The sequence below is a fragment of the Anabaena sp. FACHB-83 genome (assembly GCF_014697485.1).
Lineage (GTDB): Bacteria > Cyanobacteriota > Cyanobacteriia > Cyanobacteriales > Nostocaceae > Nostoc_B.
The window spans coordinates 18,210-39,290 of record NZ_JACJRY010000023.1 but is presented as its reverse complement, the minus strand read 5'-3'; the positions used below and the strand labels follow the sequence as shown (position 1 = coordinate 39,290).

The following is a 21,081-nucleotide window of genomic DNA, read 5'->3' as shown; positions in this document are numbered from 1 at the left end:
GCTGCAAGATTGAATTACTGAGTAATTGGGTTTTATTGGTTAACATTAGCTACACCACCCATTGATGCTATTCCTAATGAAATACATCATGATCAGGTAGCAGTTGAGTTTCAAACCGGGAGTAAACCAGTTCAGTTGTATACCAGGAAGAAAACCAGTATAAATCTTGGATGACTTTATTCGCAAGACTTTCATCGGTTGGTTCAAACTGCACTAATGCTAAATTATTCACGCCTACTACTTCTTTTCCATCTTGAAACCAAGGGGATTTCCAAAACATTAAAAATTGTAGCGATCGCCACTTCGCTTTTTCTGGGCGGTTCCAGGGAGCAATAAAACTTAATACATCAATGGCTAAATTCGCAGTTTGGGTTTTTTGCCGAGGAATTAACTCTAACGCACAACGCCAGTCAGGACGGGACGAGTTTTGGCGTTGCCATTTTTTAGCAGCAACTTCCACCATATCAGCAGGATGACTCCAGCCCCACCAATATCGGACTTTTTCTGGTAATAGCCAATTTTTCAATTTGGTGTGAATTAACCGCGTGAGAAATTCTTCATTTTTTAAGGCACTACAGGTTAACTGCACCAATACAGATAACAATTGGGAATCAATATCTTGATGAGATAAACGCACCGCCGAACTATAGTGAATATCTCCCGACAAGACAATGACTTGTTGACGTTGGGTAAATAATGTTGTGAGAAATTGCGCCAATGCTTCTGTATGAATATTCCACGCATCACCCACATCTGTAGAAAAAACCTTATCGTTTTTTAAATGCCAATGATGCACCCAATCAATCACTTTTAAGCCAAAGACATTGGTAGGTGCAATCACAAATGTGGCGGGAATATTAGTTTTTGCTTGTAAAGGTGTCAGTAGTTGTTGTTTTACCGCCTGGGGTGATAATAACCTGGGTGGGGCGATGGGTTTCGCGTCGGCTGGATAACCCCGCCAAGTCCGGGTATCGAGAACAATCACTTCATGAATTGGGCTGCGAATGGTGTAATGCCAATTGAGGGATTGGGGATGTCTGGCTAAAACTAATGTGGAATCATCTTGAGCAAAAGTTGGTAAGCCTGTGAGAGAATCGGTATCTGGCAGACCAAGATAAAGGGCGATCGCTTGATCGGCATAACTATCTGTACCGTGGGAAGCTGACCAAATTTCCGCCGCCGCCAGCAGTTTTTCCCCAGATTCCCCAAAGGCAAATTGTTCAGGTGTATTTCCCCAAGCTTGAAACACGCTGTAAGCTAACAGGGCATTCTGCACTGCCCGCCGCCCCAAAGGTTTGCCCAAAACGCGCAAACACCAAGCTTGATTCAAATTCCAGTCATCGCTAACATCGTGGTCATCAAAAATTGTGTAGGTGGGAATATTCGCCAAAGCACGGCGAACTTTTCCCAAAGTATAAATAAATTGTTGTAAATCTTTGACTTCTCGATTCCAGTTTTTGATACCTTGGCGATCGCTAGTTACTTCTGTTCCTTGAGGAAATTTCCTAGGCCAGCACACAGGCGACCAAGTTAATAAATAAGCCGCGTAATATTCCCCCAAACTCAGCAGATGACTGTTTACTTTACTGTATTTGTTATGTAATCCGGCGGTGAAACCTGCTTGTTCTGTTGCGACTTCCGCCCGTTGTCTGGTAGGTAATTCCTTGGGAGTACAGCTAATTGGGCTGACTGGTAACTTTTCTTCCCAACCCAATAAAATATCGCCCAAATGAGTCGCCACCCATAAGGAAGGATCAGCAACATCATCACCATAGATTTGGTCGCCAGTGAGAAACAATTGCTGGGGGCGGCGTTGGGGTTGAGTTGCTGTAGTTGCAATTAAACTATCAAGAATTGGTAACGCATCCAACCCATGTCCGTGCGGTTTACGACAAGAAGCGTGGACAATTTTTAAATCTTGCAGACGGCTGGGAGGTAAAACAAAGGTTGGTTGTTGATGGTCAAAATAACTAATGCTATCTGCGGCAAAATTCTCAGAACTTAATGCCTGCGATAGGGTTTGCTGTTCTGTACCACAGATAAATTGTAAGGTGTAGGCGTAGATGCGATCGCCCAGCAGATGATTTTCATCGTGACATTCAGCCGTTACCGCCACAACATGCAGATATTCACCCAAAGCAGATGTAGCGCGTTCTCCAGTCAACAAACAATTCCCTAGAGTTGCGCCTTGATTTGTTGTTTCATAAATTTTCAGTTCTACCCGACAAGACTGCTTGAGGGCTATCCATACCGTCACGGCTGTTGATTCAGTATGTTGTAGCATTGGCCCTGCCAAAATTAGCGGCAGTTCGGTGATGAACTCGCTTCCAAAAGGATACTGCATGAGTGAATTTTATCTGCGTGTATCTGTCTGAAAAAGTTTTGCGCCGGGAAAGCCGGACGCGCAACGCCAGTGAAGGAGTCGGGGAACCCGCCCAACGCACTGGCTCAACTTTTCGTTGCGTACATCTGCGGTTACTTGATCTTTACTGTCTTTTTCTGGGAGATAGGCAAGCTGCCTATCCCACAAGAATTATACTCAACTCTTGGCAATACCTTCTTGACGTGCTGCCCTTTGTACAGCCGCCGCCACAGCCGGGGCGACACGGGTATCAAACACAGAAGGAATAATATGTTCAGGACTCAAATCGCTGGGGTTGACTAAAGAAGCGATCGCACTGGCCGCTTCTAAGTACATTGTGGTTGTAATTTCTTTAGCACGACAATCTAAAGCACCCCGGAAGACTCCCGGAAAAGCCAACACATTGTTAATTTGATTGGGGTAATCACTGCGTCCTGTCGCCATTACCGCCACAGTTTTGCTCACTAATTCTGGCTGAATTTCAGGAATGGGATTGGCCATGGCAAACACAATGGGATCTTTCGCCATTGCTTGCACCATTTCTGGGGTTAATACGCCAGGGGCGCTAACACCAATAAAGACATCTGCACCTTGCATTGCGCCGGCTAATGTTCCTTGGGCTTTGACAGCAAATTCTTGTTTTTCTTCTGTCAAGTCAGTGCGGTGAACAGAAAGAATACCTTTAGAGTCACACATCAAAATGGTTTGCGCCCCAGCTTTCCGCAGTAACCGCGCGATCGCCACACCCGCAGCGCCCGCACCATTAATTACAATGCGGATATCTGCCATTGATTTGTTAACTAATTTCAGCGCGTTATATAATGCTGCTAAAGTGACAATCGCTGTGCCATGTTGGTCATCATGGAATACTGGGATATCTAATTCCTGACGCAATCTTTGTTCAATTTCAAAACAACGGGGCGCAGCAATATCTTCTAAGTTCACCCCGCCAAACACAGGCGCAATTTGCTTCACCGCCTGAACAATCTCATCGGTACTTTGGGTAGCTAGACAAATAGGAAAAGCATCGATACCAGCAAATTCCTTAAATAGCATAGCTTTGCCTTCCATCACAGGTAAAGCCGCCGCCGGGCCGAGATTACCCAAGCCCAAAACTGCACTACCATCGGTAACAATGGCGACAGTATTTTGTTTAATTGTCAGATTGTAAACTTCTTCTGGGTTGGCGGCGATCGCTTTACAAATCCGCCCCACACCAGGAGTATAAGCCATTGCTAAATCAGAAACACTTCTTAAGGCAATACGGCTAGTGATGCTAATTTTGCCACCACGGTGTAAATTAAAGGTGCGATCGTAAACATCGATCACCTTAATGTTTGGTAGTTCTTTGATTGCTTGGACAATGGTTTCAGCATGTTCTGTACTAGCTGCATCTACGGTAATATCGCGCGTAGATTCTTGACGGGTTTGTTCAATTAAATCTATTTGCCCCAGATTACCACCACTGGTTGCGATCGCCTGTGTCACCGATGCTAACATCCCGACGCGGTTGGGAATTTGCAACCGCAGAGTCAAACTAAAACTGGAATTAGGAGTTAGGTCTGCCATTGTAATTTTGCAATAGTGAATTTTAGATTTTATATTGAATCGCTGAGTAAAAATCTAGACTAAAACTAAAATCTACAAAGACTCTAACGTTTCCTAACCTAATCATTGACTAAAAGTTCAACATCACAGGTACGGCAGAACCGACAACTTTTTGCTTAACTAAGCCTGTATGACAAACTTGTGGCTGTTGAATGGGTATTTCCACTATAAATTCTGCTCCTTGCTCTGGATGGGAAATACAGCGCAAACTGCCATAATGTAGTTCAGTGATAATTTGATGACTAATTGACATTCCCAACCCTGTACCCTTACCCGCAGGTTTGGTTGTAAAGAAAGGGTCGAAAATTCGTTGTTGAATATGTTCTGGTATTCCTAGACCATTGTCAGCAATTCTAATAATAATGCGATCGCTGTCTACCACCTCGGTATGAATCCGAATCATCGGTGATGGTACATAACTCGGATAATGTTCCATCGCTTCTGTTAAAGCATCAATGGCATTACTCAAAATATTCATAAACACCTGATTCATTTTGCCGGGATAGCACTCTACTTTGGGCAGGTTGCCATATTCTTTGACTACTTTAATGTTTGGCTGTCCTGGTTTTCCGTCTAGGTGTCGCTTGAGAATCATGAGTGTACTATCTATACCCTCATGAATGTTTACCACTTTGACTTCTGCTTCATCGTGGCGGGAGAAGCTACGCAAAGATTTAATAATGTCACAAATTCTCTCAGTCCCAACTTCCATTGAAGAAAGAATTTTTGGTAAGTCTTCTAGCAAATATTCTAAGTCTATGTCTTTAGCTTTGGCTTTAATCTCCGGGGTAGCGCCAGGTAATTGCTTTTGATAAAGTGCCACTAATTCCAGCAAGTTCTGGGTATAGCGACTGACATAGTAAAGATTGGCGTGGATAAAGTTCACGGGGTTATTAATTTCATGGGCTATACCCGCTACTAGTTGACCTAGAGTGGCTAACTTTTCTGACTGCACCAGCTGAACTTGAGCTTTTTCTAAGGTGCAAAGTGCGTCAGTAAGTTTTTGGGTACGTTCCAATACCCTTTGTTCTAATTCTTGAGTTAATTTCTGTAAAGCTGCTTCAGCGATCGCCCTTTCTTGGATTTCTTGTTGGAGACGGAAATTTTTCTCTGCTAGTGCTGAATTCAAGTTTCGCAAATTCACATGGATTTGAACCCGCGCCAACACTTCTGCTTGCTGAAATGGCTTGGTAATATAATCAACAGCACCTAAAGAAAGGCCTTTCACCTTATCTACCGTATCGCTCAAAGCAGTCATAAAAATGACAGGAATATCTTTTGTCTGTGGATTTTGCTTGAGTCGGTAGCATGTTTCAAATCCATCAATCCCCGGCATCATCACATCTAATAAGATTAGGTCTGGTGGATCATATTCAATTTGTTCAATAGCACTTTCTCCACTGGTGGCGACTGCAACTTCAAAACCAGCGTCAGTCAAAGCTTCCGAAAGTACTTCTAAGTTGGTAGGCGTATCATCTACAATTAAAATTAAATTGGTTTCTTGAGTCTGCACAATTCTTCCCCTGATACTTATTCAAATTTTGATGGAGTGAGGAATTTTTATTAATAATTTATTTGCGATATTCTTTCGAGAAACTCTCTAATTTCCTTAACTTGGAACCCTTGAGCTAGATGATTCACATACTGCACAAAAGCAATATAACGTTCATCCATTTTCTCTATATTTTCTAAATGTTTAGAAATAGCTTTTATCCGACCTTTTAGAGCTAATTCCTTTAAATAATTCAATTCTACTAGAGGTGGCGGAATAATTTCAGATTCATTTTGTTTGTGAGATCCGATTATATTAACAGGTGCGATCGCCTCGACAGTTTTTTCTTCATAAATCCATTCCAAGCGTAAATGTTTCTCTAATTGATTGAGTAGTTCAGGCAGTTGGACAGGTTTAGCTAAAAAGTCATCTGCACCTGCATCAAAGCTTTTTTGTTTATCATCATCAAAGACACTAGCTGAAGAAACTATCACCTTCAAATTTTGCCATTCTAAAGATTCTCGTAAATTAGATAACATCTGATATCCATCCATTACCGGCATACAAGCACCTGTAATAATTAAGTTTGGTTTAAATTCTGTGGCTTGTGCTAAAGCAGTTTGACCATTTTCTGCTTCTACTAATTCAAAACCAAATACTTCTAATAAACTAACAAATACAGAGCGATTTTCCGCAACATTATCCACTATTAATATTTTCTTTTTCTCTCCTTTATAACCAATGATTTTTCGGCTTTGGTAACTTTGAGATATATCAATCCATTCTTGAGCTTTGGCTATTTTTAAATCAAACCAAAATATACTTCCCTGACTCATTACACTTTTAACTTTTAAATCACCGCCCATGATCGAGAGAATTTTATGACTAATTGCCAAACCTAAGCCTGTACCTTCTGATTGTTTTTTAATACTACCTGCTTGCTCAAAAGGTAAAAATATTTTCTCTAGTTCTTCAGATTTAATTCCTATACCAGTATCTTCTATTTGGAAGCGAATTTTATAAGTGGTTGTTGGTGGTATATTTATATCATCTTGGGAAAATTGATGTCCAGGAAAAATAACTTCTACTTTAAAAATTACTTTGCCAGTCTCGGTAAATTTTATAGCATTACTTAACAAATTAATCAGAACTTGCCGTAAACGTTTTTCATCTGCTTCGATAGCGATTGGCAGATGTTCATCGAATTGATAGACAAATTCAATTCCTTTTTGTTCGGCTTTAATCAGACAGATTTCAGCAACGGCTTGGAGAAAGGAAAGAAAATTAAATTGTGTCGGCTGTAGTTCTAATTTTCTCGCCTCAATTTTAGAAAGGTCAAGGATATCATTAATTAAAGTTAATAGATGAGAAGCACATTGATGAATAATATTGATGCCTTTTATTTCTTTTGCTGTGAGATTTTTGGAACCTTGTAAAATTTGAGCATAACCGAGAATTCCATTTAGGGGTGTACGTAGCTCATGGCTCATATTAGCGAGAAATTCGCTTTTGGCTTTATTGGCACTATCAGCACTTTCTTTTGCTTCCCTGAGTTCTTTGGTGCGATTTTCAACTCGAATTTCTAGTTCTTCATTGGTTTTAGATAAAGCATTAAAAGACTCGCGTAGCTGAGTAGCCATCATATTAAAAGATTGTGCTAAAATTTGCAGTTCTTCAACTTGAGATTCCTGAACTTTTTGGTCTAGTTTACCATTGGCGATCGCTTCTGAAGCTTGACTTAATTGCAGAATTGGTTGCGTAATCCATTCAGATGTATAAACCCCAAGAATAATTGCTAAACCTAAAGCTAATAAACACAACAGAATCGTTGTATGAGTATTAGCATTAATTTGCGCCATGAAATCCTCTTCAGGAACCACAACCACCATTAACCAATCAAGTCCCCATTCATCGCGCCAAGGAGTAATCTGGACAAACTGGCGTTGACCCTGGAGTAAAAAATCCATTTGCTGAGAATCACTAATTTTCTCAAAACTGCCAAAATGTGTCGTCAAATAGTTAGCAGTGGCTTTGATGAGTGGATCTTTACTCTTGGATGCTAATAGGCGTTGCGGTTTTTGATTTTGAAGGCTGAAGGGTTGTTCATCACTTGAACTAGCAATTAATAGACCATTATGTTCAATAATAAAAGTTCTACCAGTTTGGCTAACTTTCAACTGACCTAAGAAATCACTAATTTGGGAAAGACGTTGTTCAGCCGCAATGACACCAAGCAGTTTTTTCTTCGAGTCATAAATAGGATGACTAGCGGCAATCGATAAGTTAAAAGGTGGAACTAACCAGTTATAAACGGGACTCCAAGTTGGTTTACCTTGGTTGGCTGCTTCTGCATACCAACCTTCATTTTTAGCAATAAATTCTCCATTATCTTGAACAATTTTAATTCGGTTTCCTTGATTATCAGTTGACCAACTATATAAATGATTACTACCTTGATAATTGTTAGGAGCTAATTCATCAATAGTAATGCGATGATCACCAAAAAGATAGCCAGTTGCAATGTAATCACCTGTTTGGAAACCTAAAAGTATATAGCCAATATTAAATGATTTCAGCCGTCTCCAGAAAAATTTTCCCAGTTGCTGTTTGTCTTGCAAATCTAATAAGCCCATCTCAATTACATCGGAAGTGAGTATAACTACTTTTTGCGGAACAAGCATATAACTATCTAAATGTTGGTCTATGCGTCCACTGACTTCAGTTAGTAATCGACTTGCTAATTCGTTTACAGCTTTTTGACCATTGCGTAATGACAGATATCCTGTTAGTCCTACAGCTGTAATCACTTGCAGTACAAAAGGCACAACCAGAATCAAACGTAATGAAATTTTTTGAGATTTGCCGTCTTGAGGAATTTTTCTAGAGAGCAGCTTAGATGACATAGAAGAATCTAGGTTGATTACAGAATATACTAGTGTCGTCAGTCAATGGGCAGAAAAAATAAAAATCAAATATGAATTATATATCTGATTTTAGGTTTTGCTGAAAATCTTTATGGTTGGCTATATGAAGTAGGAAAATGTTTGGTTAATTAAAACAAAAGTGTCTTATTCTTCTAGATTTTTATACTTCTGCGTCGTTTATACAAATTCACTTGACTATGGATTTGAGTACGGGAAAGTAAGAGAAATATAGTGAAAGTTGAGCCAAATAAATACAGTGGATAAACTGAGAGGTTAAAAGACCAATTTTTAAGGGCAAACAGATTAAGTGTATGCGCCAACAGAAATATAGACCATGTGAAAATATCTTCTGTATGTGGTTGATAGTAGGATTTTCTGATGGTTGGTAAAGCTCCTAAAAAATCAATGCAGATATTGATCATGAGAGCAATACTAGGAGAGCTAAAACGCCACCAAAGGATCAGACTAAGACCAGCAGTTAATAGACACCATCGGTCAAAACGATTCCAACCACCTTCACCATATTTAATCCCAAGAATAGCAATCGTCAAATGACCAATTGCAGAACACACCGGAACCCAGATTGTATTAACCGCACCAGAGGAGTAGTAGCTAAAACAAAGAATGAACCCGACAACTGTCCAAATCCACCAAGTAACTCTGTTAGGTCGAGTTTTTCTTTGATAGATGCTAAATATGTAGGGTAAAAAGCCTAAAAGTGAGAGAAACCCGGCGACTATACCAATGACTTCTTGCCAATGAAACATGATTTGTGATGAATAAGTAGTAGATGCAAGTTGAGAAAATTTCTACATCAACGTCAAGAGTGAGTATATGCACCCTGGAGCGATCGCCAGCAAGTTATACAGAAACTAAATTACCTGTCTCTAGAGGTTCTAGCACTTGCAGACATTCCCGATAAATTTCTCTAAATAAACGCTGCTGTAACTCTGTAAATGCTTGATAACCTTCAAGCACCCACTCCATAATTTGCTGCTCTGACTCAGGCCGATACTGAACTACCATATTCAAGGCTTGTAAAACATGGTCAAAGTGTCTGGCTTCTGCGCCGGAACCTTCATGTTTACCGTGGATGACAACATAACACCAAGGATCATAACGATGACCCCGAATGGCGACGGGAGTAGTTTTCTCTTTGAGGTAGCGGTCAAATCCTACGCCTTGATTTTCATAGCGGATAATCATATCCAATAGTGCATACTCGCGATCGCCCAACATTTCGGAAGCCGTATGAAATCCCAGAGAACGAATCAAGGAAACAGCATCGCCGGGAGTTCCTTGGTAGCCAGCTATGACAGCTTGCACAATGTCGTCCAGCCAAACTGGAGTCTGAGAAAGTTGGTTACGTTCCTCGACGGAAATTCCTGCATAGTCTCCTACTGTCTTTAACAGTAATTGAGCCAATTCTCGATGGGTGATACCATAAGCTCCTTCATCAGACGCAGCAATCATAATCTCAGCAGAAATTTGAAAGCCGCGATCTGCTTCTTCAATCACCGCAATTTCTGGATCAGTAAATAAATAACGAGACATCGCAATTGAACTCGCAAGCCGAGAAATTACTGAGGATGTGTAGCCATTGAAACAAGTATAATGTTGCCAGAATACATACAAAGCAACCGGATTATGTGCAACCAGACGGATAGTAGACGCTATTGTCTGTTCTAATTCGGCAAAGTCAAAAGCTTGCTTAAAAAAAGTTTCAGAGAAGATTTCCATCAGCTAGATTACTTCAGAATTAATACCAAAGTGTGTCAGGTTTAATAGTGACATTAATGTAGTTTTTGACTACTTTGGTTTACATCAGTAATCTAACTGCTTTTGATACAAATACTCAATTTCAGTATTTGCAACTTCAAAAATCAAACCAATTTAAAATAAGTTCATCTAAAGCTTATCTAGACTAAATTTAACAATTCAATTTTTATCCAATCTTTATATAAAAATGTTCAACATACTGCCGTGTTGCTGAAAACATAAAATGAATACTGAGTTTTTATTGTAATTTGTAAAATAAAAGTACATATATAAATCAAAACTAAAAAATATAAATTTCTTGTGAGCAAAAATTTTAAGAAATAATATCCTTAATATTAAGATTTGATGTAAATTGACTTGATGATAAACAGCAATATTCCTGATATAGCATAATAAACCAAAAACCCAGTTAGATAAACAACTGGGTTTTGTATTTTTAACTAATTATTTAGCAGTTATGTGGCTATTTATTACATTTATTCACAAGGCTAGTTGATTGTTAAAAATATGTTTTTAACTGCAAATAGCCAACATAAACAAATGTAATATTGCGATACATAACAAGCAAAATATTACAAAGCGACACTCAAGAAGCCGCTTTCGATTAAATAAGCTGTGTAGGTCATAAACAACTTAGAATCGATTGGTGGACAGGAAATTCCACTACCCTCTAATGCCTTCACTGTTGCTTCACAGCTAATTGTGGGTCTTCTTGTTTGCAGATACAAATCAGGAATTGTGACTTGTTCTTCAGACCAGCGTTCTAACAAGAATGGGCGCAAGGTATATAAAGGATTATCTGGTGAAGCAGCATTTTTAATCAACTCTGCTTGCCATTCATCGTAAGGGAGAATTTGCACGGGATAACCGAAAGAACTCACCCACTCAACTAAGAATTTTAAAGAAACTGGGTTGGGATGTTGTAAGTGGAAAGCTTTACCTATCGATTCTGGTTGCATTGACAGATAGACGATCGCTTTACTTACATAGTCTACAGGAGACATATCCAACATATACTCTACATCTGGGAAGCTACCCATTTGTAAACAACCCTTGACCATTAAGTTTATAAAGTCGTGGGTGTTACCGATACCTGTGTTGCTATCTCCGGCGATTAATGGTGGTCTGTGGATTGTAACAGGTAAACCGCGATCGCTGGCAATTTTCACCAACTTCTCAGCCACCCATTTGGTTTGAGAGTAACCGAGGAAAATACCTTCCCAGTGGCTAAAATCATCATCTTCCTTCACCACCTTACCCGCGTAATAAGGTGATTCAAATACAGCCACACTGGAAACGTAATGTACCGGCTTGACCTTGATTTGACAAGCCAAGCGCAATATTTCTTGCGTACCTAAAACGTTAGCAGTTTTCAGTGCTGAGTAGGGATAAACATAGTTCAACAAAGCAGCACTGTGATAGATGGTGTCAATGTTGGTTGCTAACGCTTGGAACAGTTCTGCGCCCAGGCCTAACATTGGTTGAGACAAATCACCAATGACGGGAATAATGCGAGGATCTAACTCATCCTGACCAATTCCATACTGTTCCAGGTTCTTTTGCAGCTTGTTTTTACCGTCTTGGAGGCTGCTGGCGCGTACCAAGCAATACAATTCTGCGTCGGTTTGTTCTAGCAGTTCCCGGATGATGAACGCGCCTAAAAAGCCAGTGGAACCTGTCAAGAAGATTTTCTTGGGTTTGTCGATAGGTGTGTAAACAGCACCGCCAGGATTAATTGTGGGGTCAAGAACTACTTCAGCTTGTAAATCGAGAGTAGGGATGTCAGTAGCATGATTCCCACTGCTTTGTTTGATAATTCCTGTATCTTGTACATCAGATTGTTCGACTAATTCCTCAGCTAAACGCTCTGATAAAGATGCAATATTGGGATAATGCCACAACAACAAAGGAGATGGTTGAAAACCCAGTAATTCCTCTAATTTACTTACTAGAGTCATTGCTTGTGCTGAGTCTAAACCGTAGTTTTCGAGATTTTCGTGGATATCAATTTCGTCAGTTTCTACACCTACTAACTCAGCGAGGTTAGACACCATCCACGCTTGAATATCTGCTGCACTATAAGACATTGTTACCTCTTCCAATTATTGACAAACTTCGGGACGATACTGAGTGTAGTAATCAGGTATTTGCAAACCTTGAATTTTTAAATTTTGGATGCGATATAAAAATGCTGCACCCTGCATAATCTGGTCAGCAACATCCACAACTGAGCGGTTTTCTGGTTCAGCTAAATAAGAACCGCGTACCCAGTCATTAAAACCACCCATCGCCGGGCCGCACCAAATTTGATAATCAACTTCTCGACCTTTTTCACCAGCAGTAGACCAACGAGAAGATAAGCCTAAATACCAACGGAAAATCAAAGCCATCTTCAACTTAGGATTATTCACAGCCTTACCCAATTTTTCAGGATTTTTCTGTGATAAATAAGCAGCCGTTCCTTCCCAAGCCTCAGCAATAGTTTTCCGAAAAACTTGTTTTTCTAACTTCTCTTTTTCTGCCGCCGGGATTTCTTCAATTGAGTTATAAGTGCGGTACAATTCATACAATTTTTGCGCTCGCATCGGGAACATCGTACCCCGTTTCAGCACTTGTACTTTCACACCCATTTCAAACATATCGCCGGCGGGAGCCATAGTTACATCAGCCATTTCTGCTTGTGCTAATAGTTTTTTAGTATGCTCACAAGCACCAGATTCAACACAAGCTTGATTGATTGAACCAGTAACTACATAAGCAGCACCCATCATAAAAGCTGCTAAGGTTGATTCTGGGGTCGCAATTCCCCCGGCTGCACCAACTCTAATTGGTTGGGAATAATGATATTTAGTTTGAATTTCATCCCTTAAAGCAATCAATGAAGGAAGCAAACAAATCAACGGACGGTTATCAGTATGTCCGCCAGAATCAGCTTCCACAGTAATATCATCGGCCATTGGTACTTGTTCTGCCAATTTTGCTTGTAACCCAGTAATTAATCCTTGTTCAACTAATTCTTTGACAATTTTAGTTGGGGCTGGCTGCATAAATTTACTCGCAACTTCGCGGCGAGAAATTTTAGCGATGACCTTATTTTTAATGATGATTTGATTGGCATCATTTAAACTTAACCCAGCCAGTCGATAATAAACAATGTTGGGTGTTAAATCTAAAAATGCTGAAGCCTCTACCACCTTCACCCCATATTTTAAATATAAATCCACAGCCCGACGTTCAATCGCCATATCATTAGGACTGTGAATTAAATTAAAAGCGTAGGGGCCATTTGGTAAAGCTTGTTGAATTTGTTGAATTGCTGATTCTATTCTTTCGGGAGGTAAACCACCTGCACCAAAAGAACCTAAAATTTTCTCTTTTCCTAAAGCAATCACCATTTCTTCGGAAGCGATACCGCCAGCCATTGCGCCAGTCATATAGGCATATTTCACGCCATAGCAAGCGAGAAAACTAGGGTCGCCTAACTGTTGTAGAGAAATTGGCGCAAGAGAAGCGATTAATTCTAATTGGGAAGTTGTGTTATTATCAGCAGGATATAAATATCCTTCATTTGTAATGCCGATTTTACCTGCAATTTTGACAAGATAGCAAGGTTTATCTAATAGCAGTAATTTATTTTTGATGGCTTGCTGTTCAAAGCATATTGTTTCTAAATTCCCTTTCCAAACAAGATTGTGATTGTAGGTATAGGCGGTGAATCTTAAGCCATTATCTTGGGTGCTGAGTGGCATATCGAAGGTCGTCACAGTAGTTATCCCTCGGATTGTTAATCTGGTTTTTTTATCTCACGCAGAGACGCGGAGGCGCGGAGAGATTAACAGAGACGTTGAGTATTTATTAATTATTCTCATATCATTCTCTTTTCCTCTGTGTCTCTGCGCCTCTGCGTGAACTTTTTAAATTTAGGAAAGGTCTAAGAATAAAGTGTGTTAAATCTTTATCCTTAAACCATGAGGTAACGTGCATTCAAGCTTATTCTTTGAGCAAATCTTCCGCGCAAACTAATTGCAATTGAATAATTTCACGCATCTGCTGACTAAAATCTTGCCGTGCTTGTAAAAAAGCTGTATGTGCTTGAGTTATCCGAGCATTATTAGCGTTCAGCTTTTGACAGTGAGAGGTATTTAACTCCAGCATTCTGATTAGGGTATTTAAATCTTGATTGGTAGCAGATGCTTGTGTCGGTGTGGCGATTAACTCAGAAGATTCTACTTTTTCTGCTGCTGTAAAACCGTGTTCAATGATATTTTTCATTGAAACTTCTGCATTTTGCGTCAGAATTTCACCGCCTAAGATTTTATGTGTATCTTGCAGGGATTTGATGATATCAATTTCATCGGGTAATGGTATATTTGAATGCAGATTTTCAGATTGAATACCTTTAGCTTTCCCTGGCAAATCTTGGAAAAGTTTGCGGTTTTCTTCAGTCAAAATACTGGCGGTTATTGATTCACCACCGACTGTCACAGTGCGTAGTGTAGCTTTATTTTGTTTGGGCGCAGGTGTGAGGTTGTAGAGTGGTGATAAATCTACAGCTACGCGATGGCTGAGAAGTTTTGCTAGTGCTTTGACAATATTAGTATGGTCATCCATCCCCCGGCGGTTGAGGGATACGGTGATGTGGTCTTTGTCTTCGAGAATTTTATCAATCCAGCGTGAACAAACACCACCAGCACCAGCTTCGATGAAGATTCTCGCACCGTCGTCGTGGAGGCGGTTGACTAGGCGCGGAAAGTCTAATTGTTGGCAAAGTCCGGTGGCGATGCTGCGAGCGATCGCACCACTCTCTAGTACAATAGGCTGATATTCAGCCGCAGAATAGAAGGTAACACCTGCTAGATTCTGGGATGGCAAAGTATTTAATTTAACTAACTCTCCATACTCCGATCGCATCGTTTCACAGTGGATAACGTGATCAAACGGAGCCGTAAAAGAGTTACATCCCAAGGCGGCAATGACTCGCTTACAGGCGGCTGGCTCACCAGCAATTAACACTTCTTCCGGTGTATTAATTTGTGTGAGATAAACTTGCGGCTCGTTCTTGATGGCTTCCTGCACTTGTTCAGGACTCGCCATCAAAACGAAGTTACCCCAAAAGTTTTTGTCTGAATTATCTGTGTTTGGTAAACCCCAAAACTCGCGCACCGCATTTTTCGGCCCAGATAACCTATTCCCAAACAACGCCGAGGAGTTGAAGGAGTTACTACCTTGGAAGAAATCATTCCAAACTCCTTGCGCTACCATCATGCTCGTTTCACCCAAGCTGTAACCAAATACATACTTCGGCTTGAGTTGAAAGTCATCACAAATAACTGTAGTAAGCAGTCTGGTAAAGAACATTTCCGCTTCAAACATTGCTAAAGAATCATCTAGCAATTGCTTTTCTAGAGTCTCTAGCTGTCTGAGGGATAACTTACTCAAACTTCTGGGAAAAACTCGTAGTTCTACATCCGCTACCCGCTTATTTAGACTCTTCACCATATAGTCGTTGAAGATTCTGGGGAATAGGCGGAAGAGATTTCGACCCATACCTACATAAGAGTTCACCGCCGCCGGATATACATAGGCAATTTCGCCATGCTTTCCAAGAGGTTTCGGTGTGAAATAACTACCGATAGGTGTTTGCCAGTCTGTGCCTTTTTCAAACGCCGTTTTGACACCTTTACGCGCTGACTCAATTTCTTTGAGGAGTTCTTTTTTGTTCCGTCCGTTAATGGCGATGGCGTATTGCGCTTGGGGGTTGGCTTTGTATGCAGCAAAGGCTTGACTAGCACAGTCTGATAAAGAAGAACTAGTTTCGATGCTCTTTTGCAGACTATCTAGAGCCGCAAAAATACTATCCCTGTCGTTAGCAGTTATCGGAAACAAATGATATGGCATTTGTTCCAGATATCGACTAGGGCGTTCTTCTTGGGTGGGGTCTTCTGAGATAATCACATGAGCAAAAGTACCATCACAACCCAGACCGTTAATTGCTGCTATCCGACGGTCAGAGTCTTTACCCAAGAACCAAGGGCGAGATTCTGTAGCTACATAAAAAGGACTTCCTTCCCATTGTTGTGGTGCTTTCACACCTGACCAATTAGGAGTAGCAGGAATGTAGCGATAGTAAAGACACAACGCTGTTTTAATTAAGCTGGCAATTCCCGAAGCTACTTGAGTGTGTCCGATATTGGCTTTGACGCTACCGATAGCAGAGTGCAGACCATGACCTACTGATGGATATGCTTGCAATAAACCTGTGATTTCCGTTTCGTCTTCTTGGGGAATACCACTAGCGCAAACCTCTACATATTTTACCTGAGAGGGTTGTACACCTGCACTCTGAAAGGCTTCGTTAGCTGAATTGACCAGAGATTGTCCGATACTGATAGCATCAATAGTGGCATAAATGCGATCGCCATTCTCTTGCGCCACATCGTAGCGTTTGAGAACCACTACACCCGCGCCTTCACCCACATTCCAACCGTTGGCTTTTTGGTCATAACTCAACGTATTGACACCAGTGTTAATCTTGGCGGTTTGATTGCGTAACAATACATTCTCTACACCACCAGCCAAGTCAACAGCACCAACAATGGCTGCGTCTGCTTCGCCAGTCATCAGTAACATTTGCGCTACTTCCAAAGCTTTGAAAGCTGAAGTCTCTACAGCCGTAAGGGTGAAAGCAGGCCCGGTAAAGTTCCACAGTGAAGAAATACGACTCGCCATGATGTTGGCGATATAGCTTAAGTATTCACCAATCTCTACTTGTTGGTGAACGCTATCTTTAACGATGGTTTCTAATTGAGCAATCTTTTCTGGTGGTAAGGTAATTTCTGCCGCATTCAAACCATCTTTGACTTGCCAAGACAAATCCCATCTTTGTTGTAGTTGGTGTACAGATAACTCTGCTTCAGCAGCAATAATTACTGCAACATTACCACCTTCTGGTAAGTTTGCATCCTTGATGGCGCGTTCTGCAACTTTCAGCAGTAATAGTTGTTGGGGGTTAAGTTTTTCGACTTCGTTGGGAGGAATTTTATAGGCTAATGTATCAATTTCAAAGTCTTTGATATATGCTCCGATGGGGGGTTTACCTTCAGCTAAACCGTAGTCTTGGAGTAAGTCTTTTTCGGTGTTAATGCCATACCATCTTTTTTCAGGTAGAGGTATGAAGTGTTGTTTACCGTCATAAATACTACGTTCAAAAGCATCTAAGTTATGGCATTCGCCAAAGAAGGCATCCATGCCAATAATGGCAATTTTGTTTTTATTATCTTGGGTCATTATTGAGTACCTAAACAGAGTTTATAACGAACCGCAAAGGACGCAAAGAGCGCGAAGGAAAGAGGGAATAACGAACCACAGAGACACAGAGAGAAGTTGCGTGCGCGGGTTCCCCGCGTTGAGCAAACTTCGGGAGAACACAGAGTTAGAGAGACAATAGGTAATTTTATAAACTTATCTAGAAATCTCTAAAACTCTTATTTCTTTGTGTCCTTTGTGTCCTTCGCGGTTTTTTCCAAAATGATGTGAGAGTTAGTTCCACCAAACCCAAAGGCGCTTAAAGCTACACGTTTAGTCGAATTATTGTTAGGCCAAGGTGTTGTTGTTTTGACTATGTTTTTAGGAGAAATAACAGTATTTTCTGCACCGATGGGTTCATCAATATTAATGGTGGGTGGAATCACACCATGATTCAGGCTGTAAATTGCTTTGGTTAAGCCAACCATTCCAGCACCTACTAACAAATGACCAACATTTGATTTAGCAGAACCTACTAATGGTGATGCTTGGTGTTCCCCAAAAAAGCTTTCTACAGAATTACATTCGGTGGTATCGCCTAAGAGTGTGCCTGTAGCGTGACACTCTAGATAATCAATGTCTTTGGGGCTAAGTTGGGCTTCTTGATAAGCTCGTTCGTAAGCGAGGATTTGTCCTTTGGCGTTAGGGCTGAGTAGGTGTTTGCCTCTACCATCGTTGGAGAGTCCATTACCGCAAACAGTAGCGAGGATATTATCGCCATCTCTGACAGCATCACTGTAGCGTTTGAGAACTACCATACCGATACCTTCGGAGGTTACTAAACCGCGTGATGCTTTATCTAGGGGACGGCTAATTCCGTTTTCTGGATATCCTTGAATACCAGAAAAGAGCATTCGTAAGAATAGAGGATCGGAGCAACTAATAGCACCAGCTAACATCAAATCAGCTTTGTGTGTCTGTAAATAGTGTGATGCTAGTTTGATGGAGTAAAAGGCTGAGGAACAAGCTGCATCTATACAGAAATGAGTGCCTGATAATGAGAGAGATTGAGCGATGAGGGCGGCGGGTAAGCCGGAGATCATCGCGTTGTAGGATGATGGTTTGCTGGTTGGGGGGATGGCTGCTAAATGGAAATCTTGGTCTTGGAGAAGTTGCGCGATCGCACCATCAATTGTGCGGCGATAAATGGGGGATAATAATTGATTGGAAAGTTTTGTCGGTAAGGCAAGGGTTCCTAAAATTACGCCACATTTGGCGAGGGCTTGTTGATTACCTAAATAGCCACTATGTTGCACTGCTTGTTTAGCTGCGTAGAGTGACCATTTAAAGGTGTTATCTAAGCTATTTACTAAGGTTGGTGGTAAATTATATTCGCTGGGGTCGAATTGAAAGTTGCGAATAAATCCACCTTGGAGGAAGTAAATTTTTTCCGGTTTGCCTTTAGCAGTGTCGTAAAATATTGTGGGATCAACGCCAATTTCAGTGAGTGTAACTTCTGAGGTTGAGTTTTTTTGTTCGGTGATATTCTGCCAAAATTGTTCGGGATTGTTTGCGTCAGGAAACAGGCAGGATATACCGATGATGGCTATTTTTTCCACTGTTGTTGTCCTCGTTGGGGTGGGCTTTTGGATTTACGTTGTTCCCCGGAGTGGAAATTTATCTCATGCAAAGGCGCAGAGGCGCAAAGAGTTATGAGTGGGGATGTCTGTTTTCCCAGAGTATTTTTTTAACGAACCGCATAGACGCGCAAGCGGCTTCCCGCAGGGTAGGACGCAAAGAGCGCAAAGAAGAGAGACTAAAGAGAAATAGAGATTAGTTTACTATTGCTATTTTAAACGCAGCGTGAAGGGAATTTTCATCTGCCTTCATCTGCGTTCATCTGCGGTTATTTATTCATCATTCTCATAGGCCAAATTACTGCTTTGGCTCCGAGGATGCGGGAGTAAATTGTACCTTCGCGGTCGTGGATGTAATAGTCAGAGGTTACGCCTGTGGCTGTTTTTGCTTTGATTTCGCAGGAAACGTAGAAGATTTCATCGCATGGTAAGGCGCGGAATTGTTCGGAGTGGGTGAGTTGTCCTGGTAAGCATATTTCTTGATGGAAATGGTTTAGCCAAACCCATAATGGTTGTGTGCTTAAATCATTACAGTATGGGTTATGCCAATTGATAGGAAATTGCCCTTGCGTTTGGGGTGAGATTGATGCCCAATAGCATTCGGTGGTGATTTTTTCGGGGGTAATGTTAATAACTCTGGTGATTTTTTGAAATGCTGGGCCGTGAAATAATGAGGAGCTATCTTTTTGATAAAAGTCTGTGCCAGTGGTAGTGATGATGTTATCTTCGCTGAGGTTTACTGATTCGTAAACTGGTGCTTCTGGCATTTTCCGCACGATTTTGATTTGGGCGCGGAAGTGATAATGAGTTTTGCCTTCGGGTGTTTTGCTTAAGATTGTGGTTTGTAATTCGACAAATTCCGATTCTTTTTTGGCGAGTTCTTGAATTTCCAGAATATGTTCGCTGACGTTGGAGTTAGCGAAGGTAATTCCTTTGAGAACTTTGAATTCTTTACAACTTAAATAGCGATAACCTGGATGTAATTCTTCACAAGCGTTAATCATCCAAGACATGGCGCAGGTTGCTGGTAATACGGGAGAACCAGCGATGACATGATCATATAAGAAGGGATTTGCTTCTAATACAATGCGGCGACGAATGCGGTAGCTTTTGAGTTCTGCATCTAAGGGTGCGGGTGGGCGAATTGTGGGGCTACCGATAACTACTTGGGTGGAGTCATGGTGTGCTGGATGCAGTTCATTAACTAGCATTTGTGCGCCGATATCAATGGGTATAATATCAATTCCCCGTTCGGCGAAGGCTTTTTTGAGTTCTGGTGTCACCATACCGCTATCCCAACCGCCCCAGTTGATTGCAACTACGTGACAATTGGGATGGTTTTGTTTGAATAGATGGGCTGATTTGTTGAGAATTTCGTTGGCGATCGCATAATCTGATTGCCCAATGTTCCCATAAAATCCAGTTACGGAGGAGAACAATACTAACTGTTCTAGTTGGTTGGGGTTAACGCAATTCAGTAAGTTTTCTAGCCCTTGAACTTTTGCGGTATAAACTTTTTCAAAGTCTTGGTCTGTTTTCTTTTCAATTAATTTATCAGCTAAGTTACCAGCACCGTGAATAATGCCAGTAATTGCGCCAGTGCGTGCAACTGTGGCTGCTAGTTTTTGTTGTAGTTCGGTAATATTTGTGACATCAGCACTCAGATATTCAACTTTTGCACCTGTGGCTTGAATTTCTGCTAATGTCTGTTTAATTTCTCGACTGGAAGCAATTTTGTTATATATTTTCTGCACACTCATGGGTGTGGGTTTTTCACCTTGCGCGAGAAGATTTTCCATGATGCGTTTTTTTAATGCAGCATCTTCAAAACAATCTTTGGCGAATTCTGGTTCGTTTTCTAATATTTCGGAACGGCCGAGGAGTATAAATGTGCAAGGTTGTTGTTGTGCGAGTTTTTTAACGCAGAGGGAGGTGATTCCTTTTGCACCGCCACTGACGAGAAATACTGATGAGGTACGAACCTGAGTTGCTGTTGTCATATTTGTTTGAATTTGAGAATTTATTTAAACGAAC

Annotated in this window: 11 protein-coding genes; all 11 read right to left on the bottom strand. The window is 40.9% G+C overall.

Translation table 11 applies throughout. The features are described 5' to 3' along the window. Positions 1–73: 73 nt before the first annotated feature. Complete coding sequence (locus tag H6G79_RS23470) at positions 74–2,344, bottom strand: PhoD-like phosphatase (protein ID WP_190592295.1); 2,271 nt, start codon at positions 2,342–2,344, stop codon at positions 74–76. Positions 2,345–2,539: 195 nt separating this feature from the next. Continuing rightward, positions 2,540–3,931: a malic enzyme-like NAD(P)-binding protein gene (locus tag H6G79_RS23465; protein WP_190592294.1), complete on the bottom strand. Its 1,392-nt coding sequence runs from the start codon at positions 3,929–3,931 to the stop codon at positions 2,540–2,542. 109 nt (positions 3,932–4,040) lie between these two features. Continuing rightward, positions 4,041–5,483, bottom strand: a complete 1,443-nt coding sequence (locus tag H6G79_RS23460; RefSeq protein ID WP_190592293.1) for a response regulator — start codon at positions 5,481–5,483, stop codon at positions 4,041–4,043. A gap of 50 nt (positions 5,484–5,533) precedes the next feature. Beyond that, positions 5,534–8,365: a hybrid sensor histidine kinase/response regulator gene (locus H6G79_RS23455; RefSeq protein ID WP_190592292.1), complete on the bottom strand. Its 2,832-nt coding sequence runs from the start codon at positions 8,363–8,365 to the stop codon at positions 5,534–5,536. Between the two features lie 173 nt (positions 8,366–8,538). Then, on the bottom strand, positions 8,539–9,153 hold the full coding sequence (locus H6G79_RS23450; protein WP_190592291.1) for a hypothetical protein: 615 nt from the start codon (positions 9,151–9,153) through the stop codon (positions 8,539–8,541). 94 nt (positions 9,154–9,247) lie between these two features. After that, positions 9,248–10,126 carry a hypothetical protein gene (locus H6G79_RS23445; RefSeq protein WP_190592290.1) on the bottom strand — a complete coding sequence of 293 codons (879 nt, stop codon included), beginning with the start codon at positions 10,124–10,126 and terminating at the stop codon, positions 9,248–9,250. A gap of 611 nt (positions 10,127–10,737) precedes the next feature. Beyond that, positions 10,738–12,252, bottom strand: a complete 1,515-nt coding sequence (locus tag H6G79_RS23440) for a thioester reductase domain-containing protein (RefSeq protein WP_190592289.1) — start codon at positions 12,250–12,252, stop codon at positions 10,738–10,740. A 15-nt stretch (positions 12,253–12,267) separates the two neighbouring features. Further along, positions 12,268–13,914, bottom strand: a complete 1,647-nt coding sequence (locus H6G79_RS23435) for a PfaD family polyunsaturated fatty acid/polyketide biosynthesis protein (RefSeq protein WP_199334034.1) — start codon at positions 13,912–13,914, stop codon at positions 12,268–12,270. A 241-nt stretch (positions 13,915–14,155) separates the two neighbouring features. After that, positions 14,156–17,452 (bottom strand): type I polyketide synthase, encoded by a 3,297-nt coding sequence (locus tag H6G79_RS23430; RefSeq protein WP_190592287.1) that lies wholly within the window; start codon positions 17,450–17,452, stop codon positions 14,156–14,158. A gap of 197 nt (positions 17,453–17,649) precedes the next feature. Then, the gene (locus H6G79_RS23425; RefSeq protein ID WP_190592286.1) at positions 17,650–19,029 is read right to left on the bottom strand and encodes a polyketide synthase; all 1,380 of its coding nucleotides are present in this window, start codon (positions 19,027–19,029) and stop codon (positions 17,650–17,652) included. Between the two features lie 287 nt (positions 19,030–19,316). Then, positions 19,317–21,047 (bottom strand): SDR family NAD(P)-dependent oxidoreductase, encoded by a 1,731-nt coding sequence (locus H6G79_RS23420; protein WP_190592285.1) that lies wholly within the window; start codon positions 21,045–21,047, stop codon positions 19,317–19,319. Positions 21,048–21,081 lie beyond the last annotated feature (34 nt).

What these genes read in the sequence shown, in the direction of transcription:
- H6G79_RS23455 (WP_190592292.1), bottom strand. Translation starts at nt 8,365, where the DNA reads ATGTCATCTAAGCTGCTCTCTAGAAAAATTCCTCAAGACGGCAAATCT.
- H6G79_RS23450 (WP_190592291.1), bottom strand. Translation starts at nt 9,153, where the DNA reads ATGTTTCATTGGCAAGAAGTCATTGGTATAGTCGCCGGGTTTCTCTCA.
- H6G79_RS23470 (WP_190592295.1), bottom strand. Translation starts at nt 2,344, where the DNA reads ATGCAGTATCCTTTTGGAAGCGAGTTCATCACCGAACTGCCGCTAATT.
- H6G79_RS23440 (WP_190592289.1), bottom strand. Translation starts at nt 12,252, where the DNA reads ATGTCTTATAGTGCAGCAGATATTCAAGCGTGGATGGTGTCTAACCTC.
- H6G79_RS23430 (WP_190592287.1), bottom strand. Translation starts at nt 17,452, where the DNA reads ATGACCCAAGATAATAAAAACAAAATTGCCATTATTGGCATGGATGCC.
- H6G79_RS23465 (WP_190592294.1), bottom strand. Translation starts at nt 3,931, where the DNA reads ATGGCAGACCTAACTCCTAATTCCAGTTTTAGTTTGACTCTGCGGTTG.
- H6G79_RS23420 (WP_190592285.1), bottom strand. Translation starts at nt 21,047, where the DNA reads ATGACAACAGCAACTCAGGTTCGTACCTCATCAGTATTTCTCGTCAGT.
- H6G79_RS23445 (WP_190592290.1), bottom strand. Translation starts at nt 10,126, where the DNA reads ATGGAAATCTTCTCTGAAACTTTTTTTAAGCAAGCTTTTGACTTTGCC.
- H6G79_RS23435 (WP_199334034.1), bottom strand. Translation starts at nt 13,914, where the DNA reads ATGCCACTCAGCACCCAAGATAATGGCTTAAGATTCACCGCCTATACC.